Origin of the sequence: Streptococcus sp. HMSC064H09 (assembly GCF_001812625.1) — a bacterium.
In the GTDB taxonomy this organism is placed as follows: domain Bacteria; phylum Bacillota; class Bacilli; order Lactobacillales; family Streptococcaceae; genus Streptococcus.
The window spans coordinates 1-19,800 of the sequence record NZ_KV809628.1 but is presented as its reverse complement, the minus strand read 5'-3'; the positions used below and the strand labels follow the sequence as shown (position 1 = coordinate 19,800).

At 40.2% G+C, this 19,800-nt stretch carries 17 protein-coding genes; 14 read left to right on the top strand and 3 right to left on the bottom strand.

Features of this window, described 5'->3' with window-relative positions:
* Positions 1–82: 82 nt before the first annotated feature.
* The 3 genes from dapA (at position 83) to smc (ending at position 5,400) form a co-directional block, all read left to right on the top strand.
* Positions 83–1,018: a 4-hydroxy-tetrahydrodipicolinate synthase gene (gene dapA / locus HMPREF2867_RS10195; protein WP_070577323.1), complete on the top strand. Its 936-nt coding sequence runs from the start codon at positions 83–85 to the stop codon at positions 1,016–1,018.
* A gap of 156 nt (positions 1,019–1,174) precedes the next feature.
* Complete coding sequence (gene rnc / locus HMPREF2867_RS10190; RefSeq protein WP_002885331.1) at positions 1,175–1,864, top strand: ribonuclease III; 690 nt, start codon at positions 1,175–1,177, stop codon at positions 1,862–1,864.
* A 2-nt stretch (positions 1,865–1,866) separates the two neighbouring features.
* Positions 1,867–5,400, top strand: coding sequence for a chromosome segregation protein SMC (gene smc / locus HMPREF2867_RS10185; RefSeq protein ID WP_070577322.1), 3,534 nt, complete (start codon positions 1,867–1,869; stop codon positions 5,398–5,400).
* A 391-nt stretch (positions 5,401–5,791) separates the two neighbouring features.
* Here the strand turns inward: smc and HMPREF2867_RS10180 are convergent, their stop codons facing one another.
* Positions 5,792–6,337, bottom strand: coding sequence for a DUF3278 domain-containing protein (locus tag HMPREF2867_RS10180; RefSeq protein WP_038676212.1), 546 nt, complete (start codon positions 6,335–6,337; stop codon positions 5,792–5,794).
* Between the two features lie 26 nt (positions 6,338–6,363).
* Positions 6,364–6,561 carry a helix-turn-helix transcriptional regulator gene (locus HMPREF2867_RS10175; RefSeq protein WP_037611417.1) on the bottom strand — a complete coding sequence of 66 codons (198 nt, stop codon included), beginning with the start codon at positions 6,559–6,561 and terminating at the stop codon, positions 6,364–6,366.
* 439 nt (positions 6,562–7,000) lie between these two features.
* Between HMPREF2867_RS10175 and pheS the strand changes: the two genes are divergently transcribed.
* The 5 genes from pheS (at position 7,001) to HMPREF2867_RS10150 (ending at position 12,284) form a co-directional block, all read left to right on the top strand.
* Positions 7,001–8,044 carry a phenylalanine--tRNA ligase subunit alpha gene (gene pheS, locus HMPREF2867_RS10170; RefSeq protein ID WP_004182138.1) on the top strand — a complete coding sequence of 348 codons (1,044 nt, stop codon included), beginning with the start codon at positions 7,001–7,003 and terminating at the stop codon, positions 8,042–8,044.
* Between the two features lie 16 nt (positions 8,045–8,060).
* Positions 8,061–8,579 (top strand): GNAT family N-acetyltransferase, encoded by a 519-nt coding sequence (locus HMPREF2867_RS10165; RefSeq protein WP_070577321.1) that lies wholly within the window; start codon positions 8,061–8,063, stop codon positions 8,577–8,579.
* A 216-nt stretch (positions 8,580–8,795) separates the two neighbouring features.
* Positions 8,796–11,204 (top strand): phenylalanine--tRNA ligase subunit beta, encoded by a 2,409-nt coding sequence (pheT, locus tag HMPREF2867_RS10160; RefSeq protein WP_070577320.1) that lies wholly within the window; start codon positions 8,796–8,798, stop codon positions 11,202–11,204.
* A 68-nt stretch (positions 11,205–11,272) separates the two neighbouring features.
* The gene (locus tag HMPREF2867_RS10155) at positions 11,273–11,854 is read left to right on the top strand and encodes a hypothetical protein (RefSeq protein ID WP_070577319.1); all 582 of its coding nucleotides are present in this window, start codon (positions 11,273–11,275) and stop codon (positions 11,852–11,854) included.
* 91 nt (positions 11,855–11,945) lie between these two features.
* Complete coding sequence (locus tag HMPREF2867_RS10150) at positions 11,946–12,284, top strand: ATP cone domain-containing protein (RefSeq protein WP_002887879.1); 339 nt, start codon at positions 11,946–11,948, stop codon at positions 12,282–12,284.
* Positions 12,285–12,324: 40 nt separating this feature from the next.
* On the opposite strand, the gene HMPREF2867_RS10145 is transcribed toward HMPREF2867_RS10150, so the two are convergent.
* Positions 12,325–13,590 (bottom strand): aminotransferase-like domain-containing protein, encoded by a 1,266-nt coding sequence (locus HMPREF2867_RS10145; RefSeq protein ID WP_070577318.1) that lies wholly within the window; start codon positions 13,588–13,590, stop codon positions 12,325–12,327.
* 159 nt (positions 13,591–13,749) lie between these two features.
* Between HMPREF2867_RS10145 and HMPREF2867_RS10140 the strand changes: the two genes are divergently transcribed.
* The 6 genes from HMPREF2867_RS10140 to nox all read left to right on the top strand — a co-directional run bounded on the left by HMPREF2867_RS10140 (position 13,750) and on the right by nox (position 19,643).
* The gene (locus HMPREF2867_RS10140; RefSeq protein WP_049545157.1) at positions 13,750–14,280 is read left to right on the top strand and encodes a DUF5067 domain-containing protein; all 531 of its coding nucleotides are present in this window, start codon (positions 13,750–13,752) and stop codon (positions 14,278–14,280) included.
* A 136-nt stretch (positions 14,281–14,416) separates the two neighbouring features.
* Positions 14,417–14,926 (top strand): ECF transporter S component, encoded by a 510-nt coding sequence (locus HMPREF2867_RS10135; protein WP_070577317.1) that lies wholly within the window; start codon positions 14,417–14,419, stop codon positions 14,924–14,926.
* A complete protein-coding gene (locus HMPREF2867_RS10130) occupies positions 14,927–15,784 on the top strand; it encodes a pyridoxamine kinase (RefSeq protein ID WP_070577316.1) in 858 nt (285 codons plus the stop codon). It begins immediately after the preceding gene.
* Positions 15,774–16,304 (top strand): ECF transporter S component, encoded by a 531-nt coding sequence (locus HMPREF2867_RS10125; RefSeq protein ID WP_070577315.1) that lies wholly within the window; start codon positions 15,774–15,776, stop codon positions 16,302–16,304. Before HMPREF2867_RS10130 ends, HMPREF2867_RS10125 begins: the two co-directional genes overlap by 11 nt.
* 138 nt (positions 16,305–16,442) lie before the next feature.
* Positions 16,443–17,981, top strand: a complete 1,539-nt coding sequence (locus HMPREF2867_RS10120) for an ABC-F family ATP-binding cassette domain-containing protein (protein ID WP_004182134.1) — start codon at positions 16,443–16,445, stop codon at positions 17,979–17,981.
* Positions 17,982–18,269: 288 nt separating this feature from the next.
* Positions 18,270–19,643, top strand: coding sequence for a H2O-forming NADH oxidase (nox, locus tag HMPREF2867_RS10115; RefSeq protein WP_070577314.1), 1,374 nt, complete (start codon positions 18,270–18,272; stop codon positions 19,641–19,643).
* The last annotated feature ends 157 nt before the right edge of the window (positions 19,644–19,800 follow it).

The following is a 19,800-nucleotide window of genomic DNA, read 5'->3' as shown; positions in this document are numbered from 1 at the left end:
AGAAAATTGTCAACTTATCTGTCTGTCTTGTCAAAATTATGGTAAAATGGAAAGGATTAGAAAACGGTTGAAGGAGAATTTTATGTCAATTGATCAATTAAGAGATGTCAAACTGATCACAGCCCTTATTACACCTTTCCACGAAGATGGCTCTATCAATTATGATGCCCTTCCAGAATTGATTGAGCATCTTTTGGCTCACCATACAGAAGCTCTTCTTTTGGCGGGAACAACGGCTGAAAGTCCAACACTTACTCACGATGAGGAGTTGGAACTCTTTGCGGCTGTTCAGAAAATTGTTAATGGACGTGTGCCATTGATTGCTGGTGTCGGTACCAACGATACACGCGACTCTATCGAGTTTGCTAAAGAAGTTGCCAGATTTGGTGGTTTCGCAGCTGGTCTTGCTATCGTGCCTTACTACAACAAGCCATCACAAGAAGGTATGTACCAACACTTCAAAGCCATTGCGGATGCTTCTGATTTGCCAATTATCATCTACAACATCCCTGGTCGTGTGGTTGTTGAAATGGCTCCTGATACCATGCTTCGTTTGGCGGAACATCCAAATATCATTGGTGTTAAAGAATGTACTAGCCTTGCAAATATGGCCTACCTTATCGAACATAAACCTGAAGATTTCTTGGTTTATACCGGTGAAGATGGGGATGCCTTCCACGCTATGAACCTTGGGGCTAACGGTGTCATCTCAGTAGCCTCTCATACAAATGGAGATGAGATGCATGCCATGCTTGAAGCTATTGAAAATAGTGACCTTAAGACAGCAGCAGCTATCCAACGTAAATTCATTCCTAAAGTTAACGCTCTCTTCTCAGTACCAAGTCCTGCGCCTGTCAAGGCTGTTCTTAACCATCTTGGTTTCGAAGTTGGACCACTTCGTTTGCCATTGGTTGCATGTACTTCAGAAGAAGCCAAACGTATCATTAAGGTTGTCCTTGAAGAAGATGTCGAAGCAACACGTGAGACAGTTACAGGTGTCGTTCGTCCAGATTATTAAGAAAATGAAGTTGAGCAGCTTGCTCAGCTTTTTTAGTTGAATAGGTTAAATCTCACAAATTCAGCGGATATAGGTTCTAAAAGCAGTTTTCTATCATGAAAATTGGCTTTTTTTGATATAATTATAGTTAGTGTGCTTAAAAAGAAAGGAAGTTTCATGAATCAACTTGAACAAAAACTTGAGCAGGATTTTGGTATTGTTTTTAGCCAAAAAGACCTCTTAGAAACAGCATTTACCCATACCTCATATGCCAATGAGCACCGCCTCCTAAACATTTCACATAATGAACGTTTGGAATTTTTAGGAGACGCGGCTCTGCAATTAGTCATTTCTGTTTATCTTTACAAACGCTACCCTAACAAGCCAGAGGGAGAAATGTCTAAGATGCGTAGTACTATCGTTCGTGAAGAGAGTTTGGCAGGTTTTACAAAGGCTTGCGGTTTCGAGCAGTATATCCGTCTTGGTAAAGGGGAAGAAAAATCTGGTGGACGTGAACGTGCCACTATCCTTGGTGACCTCTGGGAGGCCTTCCTCGGTGCCCTTTATTTGGATCAAGGGTTGCCTGCAGTTGAGAAATTCTTGAATCAGGTCATGATTCCTCAGGTTGAAAAGGGGAACTTTGACCGCGTAACAGACTATAAAACAGCTTTGCAAGAGCGTCTTCAGGTCAATGGTACGGTTGATATTACTTATACCGTTATCGACGAGTCTGGACCAGCTCATGCCAAAGAATTTACTATGCAGGTAGCTGTTGATGGTAAGGAGCTCAGCACAGGTCTTGGAAAATCTAAGAAATTAGCTGAACAGGCAGCGGCTAAGGCTGCCCTTGAACAACTAGGAAATTAAGCATGTATTTGAAATCAATTGAAATGCAGGGCTTTAAATCCTTTGCGGACAAGACGCAAGTCGTCTTTGACAAGGGAGTAACAGCCGTTGTAGGTCCAAATGGATCGGGAAAATCAAATATTACAGAAAGTCTACGCTGGGCACTGGGTGAATCATCTGCCAAGAGTTTGCGTGGAGGCAAGATGCCTGACGTTATTTTTGCAGGAACAGAGGTTCGTAAGGCTCTCAACTATGCGGAAGTGGCAGTTACTCTTGATAACAGTGATGGCTTTATCGCGGGTGCTGGTGAAACCATTCGTGTGGAGCGTCACATTTATCGAAACGGTGACAATGATTACTTGATTGATGGTCGCAAGGTTCGTCTGCGTGATATTCATGACCTCTTCATGGATACCGGTCTGGGGCGTGATTCTTTTTCCATTATTTCCCAAGGTCGTGTTGAGGCTATTTTTAATGCCAAACCTGAAGAGCGCCGAGCTATTTTCGAAGAAGCCGCAGGGGTTCTCAAATATAAGACACGTAAGAAAGAAACAGAAAGCAAGCTTAATCAAACCCAAGATAATCTTGATCGTTTGGAAGATATCATCTACGAGCTGGACGGTCAGGTTAAACCGCTTGAAAAGCAAGCAGCGACTGCTAAACGTTACTTGGAATTAGATGAAGAGCGTAGACAGACTCAGCTTAATCTTTTGGTCCACGATATTGAAGTTGGTAGGTCTGACTTGAGCCAGACCCAAGAGGATTTGGCAGCGGTCAAGGAAAAATTAACTAGCTATTATGAGGAACGCCATCGTCTAGAGACTGAGAACCAGGAGCTCAAGCAAAAACGCCATCAAATTTCAGAACAAATTTCTTCTGACCAACAAACCTTGGTGGATGTCACACGTCTTATTAGTGACTTTGAGCGTCAAATTGATCTTTATACCATGGAGAGTCAGCAACGTTCAGAGAAAAAAGAAGAAACTGAAGCTCGTCTCAGTGAGTTAGAGCATTTGAAAGCGGAAGCTCAGGCAGCACTCGATAAGATTAATCAAAGCCAAGTTGAATTGAATGCGGAGTTGGATAGCCTTGCCCAAGAGCTGATTGCTATTCAAAAAGAACTGGAGCAATTTTCTGATGATCCAGATACGCTTATCGAACGTTTACGTGAAGACTATGTTGGTCTGATGCAGGAGGAAGCTAAGGTTTCCAACAGTTTGACTCAGGTCACTCACGACATGGACAGTCAGACACAAGCGCTTGAGGCACAAGCTGAAGAATATAAACAAGCTCAAGCTGATTTGCTCTCCGCTCAGGAAGTGGCCAGCGAAACCCAAAAAGCTTATCAAGCAGCCAAAGAGAGTCTTCAAAGCCTCTTAGCTAGCTACAAAGAAAAGGCCCAGGCTTATCAGACTCTTGATAAGGACTATCAAGAGGCTCAAAAGCAGATGTTTGACCTCATGGATCACTTTAAGAGTAAAGATGCCCGTCGTCAAAGTCTTGAATCTATTCAAAAAAATCATAGTAATTTCTATGCAGGGGTTAAGGCTGTCCTTCAAAACGCCCAATCTATTCAAGGAATTATTGGCGCTGTCAGTGAACACTTGACCTTCGATACGCGCTATCAGACGGCTCTTGAAATCGCTATGGGGGCTAGTGGGCAAAATATTATTGTGGAGGACGAAGCGGCTGCTAAGCGTTCGATTGACTACTTGAAGCGCAATCGTCAGGGGCGTGCAACTTTCTTGCCGTTGACAACCATCAAACCACGTCAACTTAATGGACAATTTGCTCAAAGTCTTGCCAATGCACCAGGTTTTATTGGTATGGCTTCCGATTTGGTTACCTATGAGGACCGCTTATCTAATATTTTCCAAAACCTCCTAGGGGTAACGGCAATCTTTGATACCATTGACAATGCTAATAAAGCAGCTCGAGCTGTTCGTTTCCAAGTACGTATGGTTACTCTTGACGGGTCTGAGATTCGTCCCGGTGGTGCCTTTGCTGGTGGTACCAACAAACAAAATAATAATCTCTTCATCAAGCCTGAACTGGATGCATTGACTGCTGAAATTAACCAGATTAAGGCTCAATTAAGTGATAGTGAAGCTAAAGTTGAAGCCCTCAAGATCAAACGTAAGGCTTTACAGAAAGAACTAGAAGACCTTAAGGTAGATGGTGAAAATGCTCGTCTGCAAGAGCAAAAACTAGACCTAGAACACCAACAAGCCTTGTCAGAGGTGGAGAAAAATCAAACCCTAGTGGATAGTTTCAAACAGGATTCTCAGGGAACTGATGGGGCAAATCTTCAAGATAAGGCTGAACAACTTAAAGCAGAGTTAGCTCAAATTGCATCCAAGCGTGAGGCCATTAACGACCGTATTGAGGCCATTAAGGAAGACAAAGATACTCTTGGTCAACAAAAACAGGTTCTCCTAGACAAGCAATCTGAACTTCAGTTGAAGGAACGTGACTTGCAGGCAGAATTGCGTTTTGCGAAGACAGAAAGCAATCGTCTTCAAGCTGACTTATCTGAGTTAATGAAAGAATCGGATAGTCTTAAGGCGCTCCTTAACAACCAGGTTGATGAAGACCAAACTGACCGCCTTCCCCATCTGCAAGCACAGCATAAAGAGGCTGTTCAACGTAAAGACGATTTGGAACAAGCTCTTGTCCGTGCCAAGATTCAGGTGCAAGATTACGAAGGTCAGTTGGAGGATTTGGAGGAGCGTTTGGCAAAAGCTGGCAATCGTAACGAGGATTTGATTCGTCAACAGACTCGCCTGGAAGAGCGTGAAAGTCAGATTAGTCAATCACTTCGTAAGTTTGCGACTCACTTGGCTGAAGATTATCAGATGACACTCGAAGCAGCCAAAGGTCAGGCTAGCCCTCTTGACAATGTCGAACAAACCCGCCAGAATCTGCAAGGTCTTGAGCGTTCGATTAAAGCTTTGGGTCCAGTCAATGTGGATGCTATTGCCCAATTTGAAGAGGTTAAGCAACGTCTAGATTTCTTGAACGGCCAAAAGGATGATTTGCTCGAAGCCAAGAGTCTCCTTCTGAATACCATTAATGACATGGATGATGAAGTGAAATCACGCTTTAAAGCAACCTTTGAGGCTATCCGAGAAAGCTTTAAACAAACCTTTACGCAGATGTTTGGTGGAGGTTCAGCAGACTTGATTTTGACCTCAGACAATCTCCTAGTGGCTGGGGTAGAAATTTCTGTGCAGCCACCAGGTAAGAAAATTCAATCACTTAACCTTATGTCTGGTGGTGAGAAGGCCTTGTCAGCTCTTGCCCTTCTCTTTGCCATCATTCGTGTTAAAACCATTCCATTTGTTATCCTTGACGAAGTAGAAGCGGCTTTGGATGAAGCCAATGTTAAACGCTTCGGTGACTACCTTAATCGTTTTGACAAGTCTAGTCAATTTATTGTAGTTACCCATCGTAAGGGAACGATGTCTGCAGCAGACTCTATTTATGGGGTAACTATGCAGGAATCAGGTGTCTCGAAAATCGTTTCGGTCAAACTAAAAGACCTTGATTTAGACTAAAAATAGATTATATTTTCATGAAAGATAGTTGATAGCTTTATCACTATCTTTTTTCATAGTCTCAAAAAATTTGTAAGGACTTTCAGAAAATAATTAAGTTTGCGCTTTCAAAATTACGCAATCGATTGCGTAAAATGGCATAACAAGGGCTATGATTAGGATTTTAGGGTTTATGAGAGAGAGGGTGACTTGTCATTTTGCACTGACATGTTACAATATTTAAGGAAATGTCATATGGGGATATGGTGTTTTTTGAAGTTAGTTATAGTGTATGTGTTAAGATACGATTTTCTGGACACATTTAGGCTTCGCGTATACAAGTCTAAGAAGTCTTCTTTCAAGCAAAAAATCCAGGCTGGGAAACCTGGATTTTTTCTTTGTCTTTTTGAGTTTATTGGTCATCTTTATCAGCTTGAGATTTGGCTTGTTTGATACGAGCATTTACAAAGCGTTGCATGATAGCCCCAAAAAGGATAGCCTCAAAAATGCCTGACAGGATATTTCGGACTGAGAATAATTCTGTCAAATAGTCTTTATGATTAACTAGTAATTGAATCAGGGGCATGCCTAAGAACATAAAAACGCCAAAGAATAAACCTGACTTAAGCCCCACGTGCTTAAGTTGTTTTTTCTCTTTCTCAGTCAGTTCTTCCTCGTCAATAGCGTTAACAGCACTCATCTTAAACTTATAAGTAAGGATGCTACTAACTACCAGAATGATAATCAAAAGTAGAACAGGATAAATACGAGCCACAAGTTCGGGATACTTAGAGCTTAGAAGAAAGGCAATACAATTACCAAAAATTAAAATATAGAAGAGAACAACGAAAGCCATGTTACCCATTCGATCAACCTGTTGGCGCTTTTGTTCATCTAAAGGTCCAGTAATACCGTAAAAACGTTTGATTAGTTTATCAGTGAAAGTTTCTTTAACCATAATTTACCTCTTTCTATCTTATATTTCTATTCGCAATTTCCATCCCAAAAGAGACTGTTAAGATCAGTATCTAGTGCTTTAGCTAGATTAAGACAGAGCTCAAGTGTTGGGTTATACTTGTTATTCTCAATCATGTTAATGGTCTGTCGGGAAACACCAATAGACTTTGCAAGTTCTAATTGCGAAAGCCCTAAATTCTTTCTAAATTCCCTGACATGATTCATAATGGGCCTCCTTCTGAAAGACAAGCTAATGTGTTGCTGTAAGTCGCAATTTATCAATTATGTCAACTATATCTGACATAATTGTAGCAAATTTATATAGGTATGTCAATTATCTTAGACATATTTTCCATTTTGGCATTAACTAAAGGATTCTTTGTCAGCTCTTGAAAGCTTTTTGTTTTTTTGGTAAAATTGATAGTAATTGAATAGAAGTCGTAGAGACTAGTAACCTTATGGAAATTGACAGGGATTGGAGGTCATGGACTGGAAGCCTCCTCAAGGGAAGTTCGGCGAATTCACTCATGAAAACGACTGACGAATCAAGGTCTGGGTAACCAGATAAAAAACGGATGGTACCGCGTGTCAACGCTCCGGGTTGGAGTTTTGGCATGTGGTTTTTTGTTTGCGATTCGAAATTGTTACATCAGAAAGGAATCTCATGGATTTACAAACACAATTGCAAGAGTTGAAAACATCAACGCAGGCTAAATTGGCTGAAATGCGTGGTGAACACTCTAAAGAATTACAAGAATTGCGTGTTGCAGTTTTGGGTAAAAAAGGCTCTTTGACGGATCTTTTGAAGGGGCTTAAAGACCTTCCTAATGAAGAACGCCCTAAAGTTGGTAAAATGGTCAACGAAGTTCGTGACGTTTTGACTGAAGCTTTTGACGAAGCCGCTAAAGTTGTTGAAGCTGCTAAAATTCAAGCACAACTTGACTCTGAAAGTCTTGACGTAACCCTTCCTGGACGCCAAGTCAAACTCGGTAATCGTCATATTCTTAGCCAAACAGCTGAAGAAATCGAAGACATTTTCTTGGGGATGGGCTTCCAAATCGTTGATGGTTTTGAAGTTGAGACTGACTATTATAACTTTGAACGTATGAACTTGCCTAAGGATCACCCAGCCCGTGACATGCAAGATACCTTCTATATTACGGAAGAAATTTTGCTTCGTACACACACAAGTCCTGTCCAAGCTCGTACACTTGATAAACACGATTTTTCTAAAGGTCCACTTAAGATGATCTCACCAGGACGTGTTTTCCGTCGTGATACAGATGATGCGACTCACAGTCACCAGTTCCACCAAATCGAAGGTTTGGTCGTTGGTAAAAACATCTCAATGGGTGATCTTAAGGGAACGCTTGAAATGATTATCCAAAAAATGTTTGGTGCAGAACGTCAAATCCGTTTGCGTCCATCTTACTTCCCATTCACTGAGCCTTCAGTTGAAGTTGACGTGTCATGCTTTAAGTGTGGTGGTAAAGGATGTAACGTATGTAAGAAGACAGGTTGGATCGAGATCCTCGGTGCTGGTATGGTTCACCCACAAGTGCTTGAGATGTCAGGCGTTGATTCTGAAGAATACTCAGGTTTCGCCTTCGGTCTTGGTCAAGAACGTATTGCCATGCTTCGTTATGGTATCAACGATATTCGTGGTTTCTACCAAGGGGATGTTCGCTTCTCAGAACAGTTTAAATAAGGTTTAGGAGGTTGTCATGTCAGTCGTTATTCGTAAGGTTCTTCCGGAAGAAGTAGCAGAATTAAAAGTTATCTCCGAAGATACCTTTAGAGAGACTTTTGCTCATGATAATACCGAAGCCCAGTTGCAAGGTTACTTTGACACTGCACTTTCTGAGGAAGTCCTCTTAGATGAAATCACTCATGAAGAATCGCGTTACTTTTTCATTCTCGTTGATGGTGAAAAGGCAGGTTTTCTAAAGACCAATGTTGGTTCTGCTCAAACAGAGCAGCACCTAGACAATGCCTTTGAAATTCAGCGTATTTATATCAGTCAGGCCTTCCAAGGCATGGGCTTGGGTAAGCAACTCTTTGAATTTGCATTGCAGGAAGCCCGTGATCTAGGTTGTGATTGGGCCTGGTTGGGTGTTTGGGAAAGAAATTTCAAAGCACAGATTTTTTATGATAAATACGGCTTTGAAAAATTTGCAGAACACAATTTTCCGGTCGGTGATGGTAAAGTGGACTGCGACTGGTTGCTTAAATTAAAACTATAAACCGATTATTAAGTTGATAGAGAGGAGTTTATAGGGCGATTAAACGTGTCAGTTCGTCTTCCTCTTATATCAGCTATACATATTCCTATATTACAGAAAGGATTTGAACCCGCCCTAAGCTCTGGGCAAAAAAGATAAAGTCACCTAAGTGCTGATGCACCAACGTTGCCTTTTCTATTTTTGCTGAGAGCTATTAACGGGCTTGGTATCATAATTATGCTAGTTAGTTATAAATGGTTAAAAGAGTTGGTTGATGTGGATGTTACCACTGCTGAACTCGCTGAAAAAATGTCGACGACAGGTATTGAAGTGGAAGGTGTTGAAACACCTGCTGAAGGCTTGTCTAAATTGGTTGTTGGTCATGTCTTGTCATGTGAAGATGTGCCTGAAACACACTTGCACTTGTGTCAAGTAGATACAGGAGATGCTGAAGGTCCACGTCAAATTGTTTGTGGAGCTCCAAATGTCACTGCTGGAATCAAGGTAATTGTTGCCATTCCTGGTGCACGCATTGCGGACAATTACAAAATTAAAAAAGGGAAGATTCGAGGCATGGAATCTCTCGGTATGATCTGTTCTTTGGCAGAACTTGGACTTCCAGATAGCATTATTCCTAAGGAATTTGCAGATGGAATCCAAATTTTGCCTGAAGATGCTGTACCTGGAGATAGCGTTTTCCCGTATCTCGACCTTGATGATGAAATCATCGAATTGTCAATCACACCTAACCGTGCGGATGCTCTTTCTATGCGTGGTGTGGCCCATGAAGTTGCTGCAATCTATGGTAAATCTGTTCACTTCCCAGACAAAACAGTCACAGAAGACAGAAAGCCAGCTTCTGATAAGATTTCAGTAGCTATCGAAAGCGATAAAGTGGCTACTTATGCTAGCCGTGTGGTTGAGAATGTTACTGTTCAACCAAGTCCACAATGGTTACAAAACCTCCTTATGAATGCTGGTATCCGTCCAATCAACAATGTGGTAGATGTGACAAACTATGTTCTTCTTTACTTCGGACAACCAATGCACGCCTTTGATTTGGACAAATTTGAAGATTCACGAATCGTTGCCCGTGATGCCCGTGAGGGTGAAAAATTGGTGACTCTCGATGGTGAAGAACGTGAATTGACTACTGAAGATATTGTTATTACAGTTGCTGACAAACCAGTTGCCCTAGCAGGTGTTATGGGTGGCGCTTCAACTGAAATTGACAACAATTCTAAAAATGTTGTTCTCGAAGCTGCTGTATTTGATGGTAAATCAATTCGTAAGACAAGTAGTCGTCTCAACCTTCGTTCAGAATCATCATCACGTTTTGAAAAAGGTATCAATAACGATACTGTCCTTGAAGCTCTTGATTTTGCTGCAGCAATGTTGCAAGAATTGGCAAATGGAACGGTGCTTGCAGGCCGTGTTCAAGCGGGGTCAGTTGATACAGAGCCAGTTCAAGTCTCTACAAGTCTTGATTATGTAAATGTTCGCCTTGGTACAGAATTGACTTTTGCAGATATTGAAGATGTCTTTGCGAAACTTGGTTTTGGATTGACAGGTGATGCCGATAAATTCACAGTATCTGTACCACGTCGTCGTTGGGATATCAGTATCCAAGCAGACCTGGTTGAGGAAATTGCACGTATCTACGGCTATGAAAAATTGCCTACGACACTTCCAGAAGCAGCAGGAACGGCCGGTGAATTGACTGAAACACAAGCACTTCGCCGTAAGGTTCGTAGCATTGCTGAAGGTGCTGGATTGACTGAAATCATCTCATATGCTTTGACAACACCTGAAAAAGCCGTTGAATTTGCTGCGACACCAAGTAATTTGACTGAGTTGATGTGGCCAATGACTGTTGACCGTTCAGCTCTCCGTCAGAATATGGTTTCTGGCATGCTTGATACTGTTGCTTACAATGTTAACCGTAAGAATAGTAACGTTGCTATTTACGAAATCGGTAAGGTCTTTGAACAAAAGGGTAATCCAAAAGAGGAATTGCCAAATGAAATCAATACCTTTGCCTTCGCTATTTCTGGTCTTGTAGCTGAAAAAGATTTCCAAACCAAAGCAACGCCAGTTGATTTCTTCTATGCCAAAGGTATTGTTGAAGCACTCTTTGATAAACTTGAAGTTTCAGTTGACTATGTACCAACAAAAGACCTAGCAAGCATGCACCCAGGTCGTACAGCTGCTATTGTGCTTGACGGTCAAACTATTGGATTCCTTGGTCAAGTTCACCCACAAACTGCCAAAAACTATGGCATTCCTGAGACTTATGTGGCTGAAATTAACCTTAGTGCTGTAGAAGCTGCCTTGCAACCAGATCAACCATTTGTTGAAATCACAAAATTTCCTGCAGTATCACGTGATATTGCCCTTCTTCTCAAGGCAGAAATAACTCATCAAGAAGTTCTGGATGCTATCTACTCTGCAGGAGTCAAACGCTTGGTTTCCGTTAAACTCTTCGACGTTTACGCAGGTGAAAAACTTGGTGCAGGTATGAAATCAATGGCTTATAGCCTTACCTTCCAAAATCCAAATGACAACCTCACAGACGAAGAAGTTGCCAAATACATGGAAAAAATTACTAAAGCTCTCACTGAAAAGGTCGAAGCAGAAGTACGTTAATCATTAGAAAATCCATCTGAGAAGATGGATTTTTAAGTGATTAGACGATATTACATAAAGGAGATAATTTGTTTTTAGAGTTCTTTGACGGGGTATGGGGACATTACACTTTTGAATCTGATAAAGTCAATGTACTTATTGATGGCTTACCCAGTTTTGCTTATCCCTTGGGGCAATTAACATTTTTAGTGTTAGTCTATAGGTTACTCGTTCATCAGTATGTTAAGAAGTTTTTAATCATGTCACCTCAAGATATCTGGGCTTGGCAGAAGGAAAAGTTTTGTCAAAGTAAATTATCTTTCATTGTCATCCCAATAGTTTATCTGTTTATTTTCGGAATGACCTATGTTTTGGTTGAGGATGTTTTAGCTACCGTCACTATTTACAAGGATTATGGAGGACCTATAGCTAAAACCATTGATGGCAAAGTTGAACAAATAGATATTAGTCATGTTGGGTCAAAAACGAGTAGTGCTAGAATTAATGCTCACTTTGAAAGCTCTGACGGGCAGACTTATGACATTCACCTGATAAACGGTGATAAAAGAATCGCTAATTATATGCGGCACCATGAGTCAGATTCCTATACTGCAACGCTTTCCTTTGATAAACATGGCAAACCAGTTTACATTTCTAAATTCTGGGAATAAGCAGTCTGGATAGCTCTTTCAGGGATTTGCACTTGACAAATATGTAAATTCTCTGCATAATAAAAGAAAAAAACTTGAAAAGAGGGTAGCCATGCAAATTATAAAACGTAATGGTCAAGTTGCTGAATTTGATCCTGATAAAATCTACCAAGCCATCTTAAAAGCAGCCCAGACTGTGTATGTTATTGATGATGCTTGGCGCCAAAACCTAGCTCAAGTAACTCGTAAAGTAGTGCTTGATCTTCAAGACGCCCAAGTGGAACGCCCAACCATTAACATGATTCAGTCATTGGTTGAAAATCGTCTTATGGAAGCTGGTTTTATCAATATTGCTGAACATTACATTTCATATCGCTTACAACGTGATTTGGAGCGTAACGGTTATGGAGACAAGGTGATTGTCCATCTTCGCTTTGAACAGACTAAATAAACAAAAGCCATCAAGCGATGGCTTTTGTTGTGTCTAATTGTCACTTTGTCTTTTTTAAAATTTTTATAAAGGATTCCAGTTCCTGTCCATGACCCATCTGAAGATAAGTTTCAGAAGTTGGTCTAATAAAGGATGATTCTAAAAAACGAATCTGCTTGTGGGCTTTGAATTTTTCAAGTGAAAACTCCTTAGGAAGTTGCCAGGTCACATGTCTAGGGGAAATCTGATAAGGGATGCTAACCATAGATTTGTCAATGATTGCTTGACTTTTAGCCATGTTTTGTTGAAAGAGGTCACTAAGTTTCTTAATGTTTTTTTGGAACATGCCATTTTCGAGATAAACGGAAAGTGCTTTTTGCATGATGAGATTGGTATCATAGTCAATAAGTCCCTTGTGGCTCAAAAAGGTAGACTTAAGATTAGGAGGTAAAACAAGGCTACCTAGGCGCAAACCTGGAAAAAGGGTCATGGAGAAGGATTTGATATAGATGGTCTGATTTTGAGTATCATAGTAGTGAATAGGGAGATTTTTACTATCACTAAAGTCTCCCATATAGTCATCCTCGACGATATAAACATTATACTGATTGGCAAGTTGGGCTAGCTTTTCTTTTTCGCTAGCATTATAGCTTAATCCGAGAGGATTGGAGTAACGACTGATAGTATAGAAGAACTTAATCTGTCCAGATTTAAAGTACTCTTCCAAGCGGTCAAAATCCAAACCATCAAAACCACGGTTAATCGTCTCGTAAGCTAGATTTTGACGGTTAACAAGCTGGTTCATGCGATGATAGGTAGGTTGTTCTAAAAGAATTTTGTGGCCACCATTACCAAAATCCATCTGTGAAAGGATATAGAGGGCCTGTTGACTTCCTGAGGTTATGACAATCTGGTCCGAATTGACATAAATATCGTCAGCAATTAATCGACTCTTTAAGGCTTCAAGCAAATCTTTGAGTCCAGCTTGTTCATGATAATAGTTGAAGAGGTAGTCCTGATGACCCGCCAAACTTTCATCCAAACAAAGCTTAAAATCCTCGTAGGCCAATTGATTGTAATCGTTAAGGTTAAGAAGGACCTTATTATCGACTTCATTGCGTCCTTCGAGAACATAATAGCCACTTTTGGGTACGGCGTAAATATAGTTTTGATACTTGAGTTCCAAGAGTGCTCTTTGGGCCGTATCCTTACTACAGGCATAAGTCTGGCTAAGTTGACGAATAGAGGGGAGCTTACTCCCTTTTTTTAAAGTACCATTTTGGATATCTTTGATAATGGTCTCGACAATATCTTGATAAATACTCATAACTGACCCCTTACAGATTTTTCCTTATTTTACCTTACTTCCCTTCTCAGAGCAATAGGCCCAGAGAAATTTGACAAGATTATTAGATTTTGACATAATAAGAAGGTTGTAAGGTAAAACTAAATTCCCCTTCCAAACAAGTTTAAGGAGATTATAAGAATGACTTTTAAGAAAATCTTAGGACTTCTCGCTCTTGCATGCTTGACCATTATCGGTTTGTCAGCTTGTACACCCGAGAAAGAGCCTACTTGGACCTACGATAAAAACAAAATGCTATTTACAGGACAAGATGCAAGTGTACAAGTTCTTTCTGCAACTAAAATCGAATCACCAGAAGGTCAAAAAGCTGTACGCGTTCACTATAAACTTAGCAACTCAAGTAAAGAAACCATGAATGCTTACACTCTTTTGATGAAGGTAGTCCTTGATGTGAAACAAGAGAAGGAAGAAGTGAAGGTGGCAACAATAGTCTTTTCTAAAGATGATGACCGAGATAAGATTGCAAATAAAACCACGATTGCTCCTAAGGAAGTTAAAGAAATCGTTGTTGACTATGCCGTTGCGGATTTTGATCATGATCTTAACATTGATTTCTCTGATTACGGTACTGAGGCAAACGCGACAGCCAAGCTTTCACTACAAAATCTTGAAAAGGCACCTGTCAAATATTTTGATAAAAAAGCTCAATAAGTTTGATCACCACACGAACGTGTGGTTTTTTTATTGCTCAAGATCTGTACCCATACAGTAATGGAAATACTATCTTGTTTAATCGTCAGAATTTTCATAAACTTATACTATATTTATTGACTAAGGAGTTTTAGGTATGTCAGCAAAACGTTTAACCATTTCTGCATTTTTCATGGCACTTGTCATTATTTTGAGTTCGAGTCTCTTATCTATCCCTGTGCCAGGAGGCCATTTCTATTTTAACGGGATTATTATTTTCCTAGTTGGTTTAATTTTCCCACCTACAGAAGCAGTTATTATTGCGGGAGTAGGTTCCTTTATTGGAGATTTTCTTTTTTACCCTCTTCCTATGTGGGTAACTCTAGTAACACACGGCCTTCAAGTTCTTGCTATTGCACTCATTGTTGGAGGGCGTTTAGGAGAATTGAGCAAATCTAGGGCATCTTTAGGTCTCTTGCTTGGAGCTATTATTGATTTAGTTGGTTATGGTTTGGGAAGAGCCTTTATCTATGGAACACCAGCAGTTGCTATTATGAAAATTCCTTTTGATGTAATTGCTGCGATAATTGGTTTGGGCTTGGCCTATTATATTTATTTCCATACCGGATTTGTTAAACAGTTTAAAAAAGTTTGGGACGAAAAATAGATGGCTACAGTGATTGTTGCTAATGACCTTGTTGGGGTGGGTAAGGTTGCTTTGACTAGTAGCCTCCCTATCATGTCAGCCTGTCAAACTGAAGTCCTTCCTTTACCAACAGTTCTTTTATCTTCGCATACAGGGGAGTTTGAGAATATCTATATGCGGGATCTTACGGATGACCTGAAGGGATTCTATAAGCAGTGGGAGCACTTGGATTTTACAGTAGATGGCTTAGTAAGTGGTTATTTTAAGTCAAGAGAAGAACTAAAAATTGTAGGTCAATTGGCTCGTGATAAACGGATAGCTCTCTTTGTTGACCCTATTATGGGTGACAATGGTCGTCTCTATCAAGGTTTTGATATGGAATATGTAGAAGCTATGAAAGATTTTTGTCAGCAGGCAGATGCTATCATTCCCAATCTGACAGAAGCCTCTTTGTTAACGGATTCTCCCTATCTAGAAGTAGGTTCCTATGATAAGGCCACTGTTGATAAGCTTCTGCGAGATTTGACTAAGCTTGGACCTCGGAAGGTTGTCTTAACAGGTATTTCATTCGAGGAAGGCAAAATTGGTTTGGCTTATTTTGATAAAGAGACCAATAAAACGACTTATCTTATGAGGAAAAGCTATAAGTCTCACTTTTATGGCAGTGGAGATCTTGTAACAGCTGTCTTGGCATCAGGCTATTTTCATCATCTGAATTTACTAAAAGTAGCTAATCTTGCCTTAGATTTCATGGATCAGGTCTTGTCTTCAACCCTAGCTAGTGGTCGTCCTTTAAAATATGGTCTCTGCTATGAGCCCCATATCGGTTATTTATTTAGTGGTTTTAATGCCCTATTGGAGGAGAAAAATGAAAAGTGATAAAACACGTGAATTAGTTGAATTGAGTTTGTACGCAGCTCTAATTATTGTTAGTGTACAGTTCATTCGTATTCCTTTTGGACCTCAATTTGTCCATTTGGGAAATGCTCTGGTTGTGATTGCTGTGTTGATTTTCGGAGCTAGGAAAGGTGCGCTAGTCGCAACAGTGGGCCTAGGCTTATTTGATATTTTCAATGGTTATGCTGCTGAGGTTTGGATTACTATTTTAGAATCTTTGATTGTTTGTTTTGTTCTCTATCTTGTTTTTGAAAAGCTACTCAAATCAAATGACAAAATGATGAACATCATTATTGTTGGCGTGATAGCTGCAGTAACCAAAATTATTTTGAATTTTGTTAAGTATACGATTATTAATAGTGTCGTTGCGGCTATACCACTAAATGCTGCCATGGCATTGGCACTTACTAAAATTGGTGGGACCTTTGGGACATCAGTAGTGACAATCATTGCAGTTCCGCTCCTGTATCCTGTCTTCAAACGTATTTTACAGAAACATTAAGGATTTAGCAGGTTTGTCCTGCTTTTTCTTTTTAATTTTCCAGAAGCAGAGGTCCAAATTTTCACTAAAAAATGGTAAAATAGTAAAGTTAATGTCAAGAAAGGAAAGGGCTGAAAGCAGGTTTAGCCCAGATATACTATGTCTATTTTAGAAGTCAAAAATCTTAGTCACGGATTTGGTGACCGTGCTATTTTTGAAAATGTCTCATTCCGTTTGCTCAAAGGTGAGCATATCGGTCTTGTCGGTGCTAACGGTGAAGGAAAGTCAACCTTCATGTCTATCGTTACTGGAAAATTGCAACCAGATGAAGGTAAGGTAGAGTGGTCTAAGTATGTTACAGCGGGTTACTTGGATCAGCATGCAGTTCTTGAAAAGGGAATGACAGTTCGTGATGTCCTTCGTACGGCTTTTGATGAGCTTTTTAAAACTGAAGAACGCATCAACGAAATTTACATGTCTATGGCTGAAGAGGGTGCTGATGTTGATGCTCTGATGGAAGAAGTAGGAGAGCTTCAGGATCGCTTGGAAACGCGTGATTTCTATACATTAGATGCTAAGATTGATGAGGTTGCTCGTGCTCTTGGTGTCATGGATTTTGGTATGGACACAGATGTAACAGACCTTTCAGGTGGTCAACGTACCAAGATTCTCTTGGCCAAGTTGCTACTTGAAAAACCAGATATCTTGCTTCTCGACGAGCCAACCAACTATTTGGATGCAGAACACATTGCCTGGCTTAAACGTTACCTTCAGGAGTATGAAAATGCCTTTGTTCTTATTTCGCATGATATTCCGTTCCTAAACGATGTGATTAACATTGTCTATCATGTTGAAAATCAAGACTTGGTTCGCTATGCAGGTGATTATGATAATTTCCAATCTGTCTATGCTATGAAAAAGGCACAATTGGAAGCTGCCTATGAACGTCAGCAGAAAGAAATTGCAGACCTTCAGGATTTTGTTAACCGTAACAAGGCGCGTGTTGCTACGCGAAATATGGCCATGTCTCGTCAGAAGAAATTGGATAAGATGGAAATTATTGAATTGCAGGCTGAGAAGCCAAAACCTGAATTCCATTTCAAGGAAAGCCGTACACCTGGACGTTTTATTTTCCAAACCAAAGACCTCGTTATTGGTTACGACCGCCCTTTGACCAAGGCTCCTTTGAATCTAACCTTCGAACGTAATCAAAAAGTAGCTATCGTGGGTGCCAATGGTATCGGTAAGACTACTTTGCTTAAGAGCCTGCTTGGTATTATTCAACCACTAGAAGGAGAAGTTGAAACAGGTGACTTTATTGACCTAGGTTACTTCGAGCAAGAAGCAGAAGGGTCACGTCAGACGCCTCTTGAAGCGGTTTGGGATGCCTTCCCAGCCTTAAATCAAGCTGAGGTCCGTGCGGCTCTAGCCAAATGCGGATTAACCTCTAAGCATATTGAAAGCCAAATTCAAGTGCTTTCAGGTGGAGAACAGGCTAAAGTTCGCTTCTGTCTCCTTATGAATCGTGAAAATAATGTTCTTGTTCTGGATGAACCTACCAACCACTTGGATGTTGACGCCAAGGATGAATTGAAGCGTGCCCTTCAGGCCTTCAAGGGCAGTATCCTTATGGTATGTCACGAACCAGAATTTTATGAAGGTTGGACAGACGTTTGGGATTTTAATGAGTTAGTATAGAGATAAAAGAGTGTTGACATTCTCTAAAGAGAAAGTTACTCACTCTTTTTTTATATTTTAAAGCAAAGTAACTTTCTAGGATTTGGTAAGACAGTGATGGTGTTAAGAAAGGTAACCGTCATCATAAAGTGTTTTTCTACCTATTTTGACATGATCTACTTGGGTTTTGAGCATAGAAACTTAATTTGTTCAAAAAGTAACAAAGTCTGAGCATAAAAGGTGTAACCGTTTTCCGATTATGGTAGAATAAAATAGTAAACTATTATCAAAAGAAAGTTGGATAAACTTATGTCAAAAATCGTAGTTGTTGGTGCTAACCACGCTGGTACTTTTAGTATTAATACTATTCTCGATAATTACGGAGACCAAAATGAAGTAGTTGTTTTCGACCAAAACTCTAACATTTCATTCTTGGGTTGTGGTATGGCTCTTTGGATCGGTAATCAGATTTCTGGTTCAGACGGACTCTTCTATGCAACAAAAGAAGGTCTTGAAAGCAAAGGTGCTAAAGTTTACATGAACTCACCAGTTGAGTCAATTGACTTTGATGCTAAAACTGTCACAGCTCTTGTCGATGGTAAAGAGCATGTTGAATCATATGATAAATTGATTTTGGCTACTGGCTCACAACCAATCTTGCCTCCAATCGAAGGTGCTGAAATCAAAGAAGGTAGCCGTACTTTCGAAGCAACACTTGAAAACCTTCAATTTGTTAAACTTTTCCAAAACGCTCAAGAAGTTATTGATAAGTTGAACGACAAATCTCAAGATATCAAACGTGTAGCGGTTGTAGGTGCTGGTTACATTGGTGTTGAATTGGCTGAAGCTTTCCAACGTCATGGAAAAGAAGTTATCCTTATCGACGTTGTTGATACATGTTTGGCTGGTTATTATGACCATGATTTGACTGAACTTATGGCTAAAAATATGGAAAGCCACGGTATTAAATTGGCATTTGGTGAAACTGTTAAGGCAGTTGAAGGAGATACTAAAGTTGAACGTATCGTCACTGATAAAAATGCTTACGATGTCGACATGGTTGTCCTTGCAGTAGGTTTCCGTCCTAACACAGCTCTTGGTGCTGGTAAATTGGACACATTCCGTAATGGCGCTTACCTTGTTAATAAGAAACAAGAAACATCAATCAAAGACGTTTATGCAGTTGGTGACTGTGCTACCGTTTATGACAATGCTCTTGAAGATGTGAACTACATTGCCTTGGCTTCAAACGCTGTTCGTTCAGGTATTGTCGGTGGTCATAATGCCGGTGGTGGCGATGTTGAATCAAACGGTGTTCAAGGATCAAATGGTATCTCAATCTATGGTTTGAACATGGTATCTACTGGTTTGACAGAAGAAAAAGCAAAACGCTTTGGCTTCAATCCAGCAGTAGTAGAATCAACAGATCTTCAAAAAGCTGCCTTCATGGAAGATGAAAATGAAGACGTTACAATCAAGATTGTCTATGACAAAGATACACGCAAAGTTCTTGGTGCTCAAATGGTATCACGCATGGACATCTCTATGGGAATCCATATGTTCTCATTGGCTATCCAAGAAGGTGTAACTATTGACCGTCTTCAATTGCTTGATTTGTTCTTCTTGCCACACTTTAACCAACCGCTTAGCTATATTGCTAAAGCAGCTATCTCAGCTAAATAATCTTGGCTCTTTGTCAACTGTAGTGGGTGACGAAAAGCTAACATCTAGAGAGAACCTGATAGGTTTTCTCTTTTTGTATGTTCAGAGTGATGAAAACACGCTTCCTAAAGTTAATAAAGTTTCTAAAACCGAAGCCCAGACGTTTAATATCTTTGAT

What these genes read in the sequence shown, in the direction of transcription:
- dapA (WP_070577323.1), top strand. Translation starts at nt 83, where the DNA reads ATGTCAATTGATCAATTAAGAGATGTCAAACTGATCACAGCCCTTATT.
- rnc (WP_002885331.1), top strand. Translation starts at nt 1,175, where the DNA reads ATGAATCAACTTGAACAAAAACTTGAGCAGGATTTTGGTATTGTTTTT.
- smc (WP_070577322.1), top strand. Translation starts at nt 1,867, where the DNA reads ATGTATTTGAAATCAATTGAAATGCAGGGCTTTAAATCCTTTGCGGAC.
- HMPREF2867_RS10180 (WP_038676212.1), bottom strand. Translation starts at nt 6,337, where the DNA reads ATGGTTAAAGAAACTTTCACTGATAAACTAATCAAACGTTTTTACGGT.
- HMPREF2867_RS10175 (WP_037611417.1), bottom strand. Translation starts at nt 6,561, where the DNA reads ATGAATCATGTCAGGGAATTTAGAAAGAATTTAGGGCTTTCGCAATTA.
- pheS (WP_004182138.1), top strand. Translation starts at nt 7,001, where the DNA reads ATGGATTTACAAACACAATTGCAAGAGTTGAAAACATCAACGCAGGCT.
- HMPREF2867_RS10165 (WP_070577321.1), top strand. Translation starts at nt 8,061, where the DNA reads ATGTCAGTCGTTATTCGTAAGGTTCTTCCGGAAGAAGTAGCAGAATTA.
- pheT (WP_070577320.1), top strand. Translation starts at nt 8,796, where the DNA reads ATGCTAGTTAGTTATAAATGGTTAAAAGAGTTGGTTGATGTGGATGTT.
- HMPREF2867_RS10150 (WP_002887879.1), top strand. Translation starts at nt 11,946, where the DNA reads ATGCAAATTATAAAACGTAATGGTCAAGTTGCTGAATTTGATCCTGAT.
- HMPREF2867_RS10145 (WP_070577318.1), bottom strand. Translation starts at nt 13,590, where the DNA reads ATGAGTATTTATCAAGATATTGTCGAGACCATTATCAAAGATATCCAA.
- HMPREF2867_RS10140 (WP_049545157.1), top strand. Translation starts at nt 13,750, where the DNA reads ATGACTTTTAAGAAAATCTTAGGACTTCTCGCTCTTGCATGCTTGACC.
- HMPREF2867_RS10135 (WP_070577317.1), top strand. Translation starts at nt 14,417, where the DNA reads ATGTCAGCAAAACGTTTAACCATTTCTGCATTTTTCATGGCACTTGTC.
- HMPREF2867_RS10130 (WP_070577316.1), top strand. Translation starts at nt 14,927, where the DNA reads ATGGCTACAGTGATTGTTGCTAATGACCTTGTTGGGGTGGGTAAGGTT.
- HMPREF2867_RS10125 (WP_070577315.1), top strand. Translation starts at nt 15,774, where the DNA reads ATGAAAAGTGATAAAACACGTGAATTAGTTGAATTGAGTTTGTACGCA.
- HMPREF2867_RS10120 (WP_004182134.1), top strand. Translation starts at nt 16,443, where the DNA reads ATGTCTATTTTAGAAGTCAAAAATCTTAGTCACGGATTTGGTGACCGT.
- nox (WP_070577314.1), top strand. Translation starts at nt 18,270, where the DNA reads ATGTCAAAAATCGTAGTTGTTGGTGCTAACCACGCTGGTACTTTTAGT.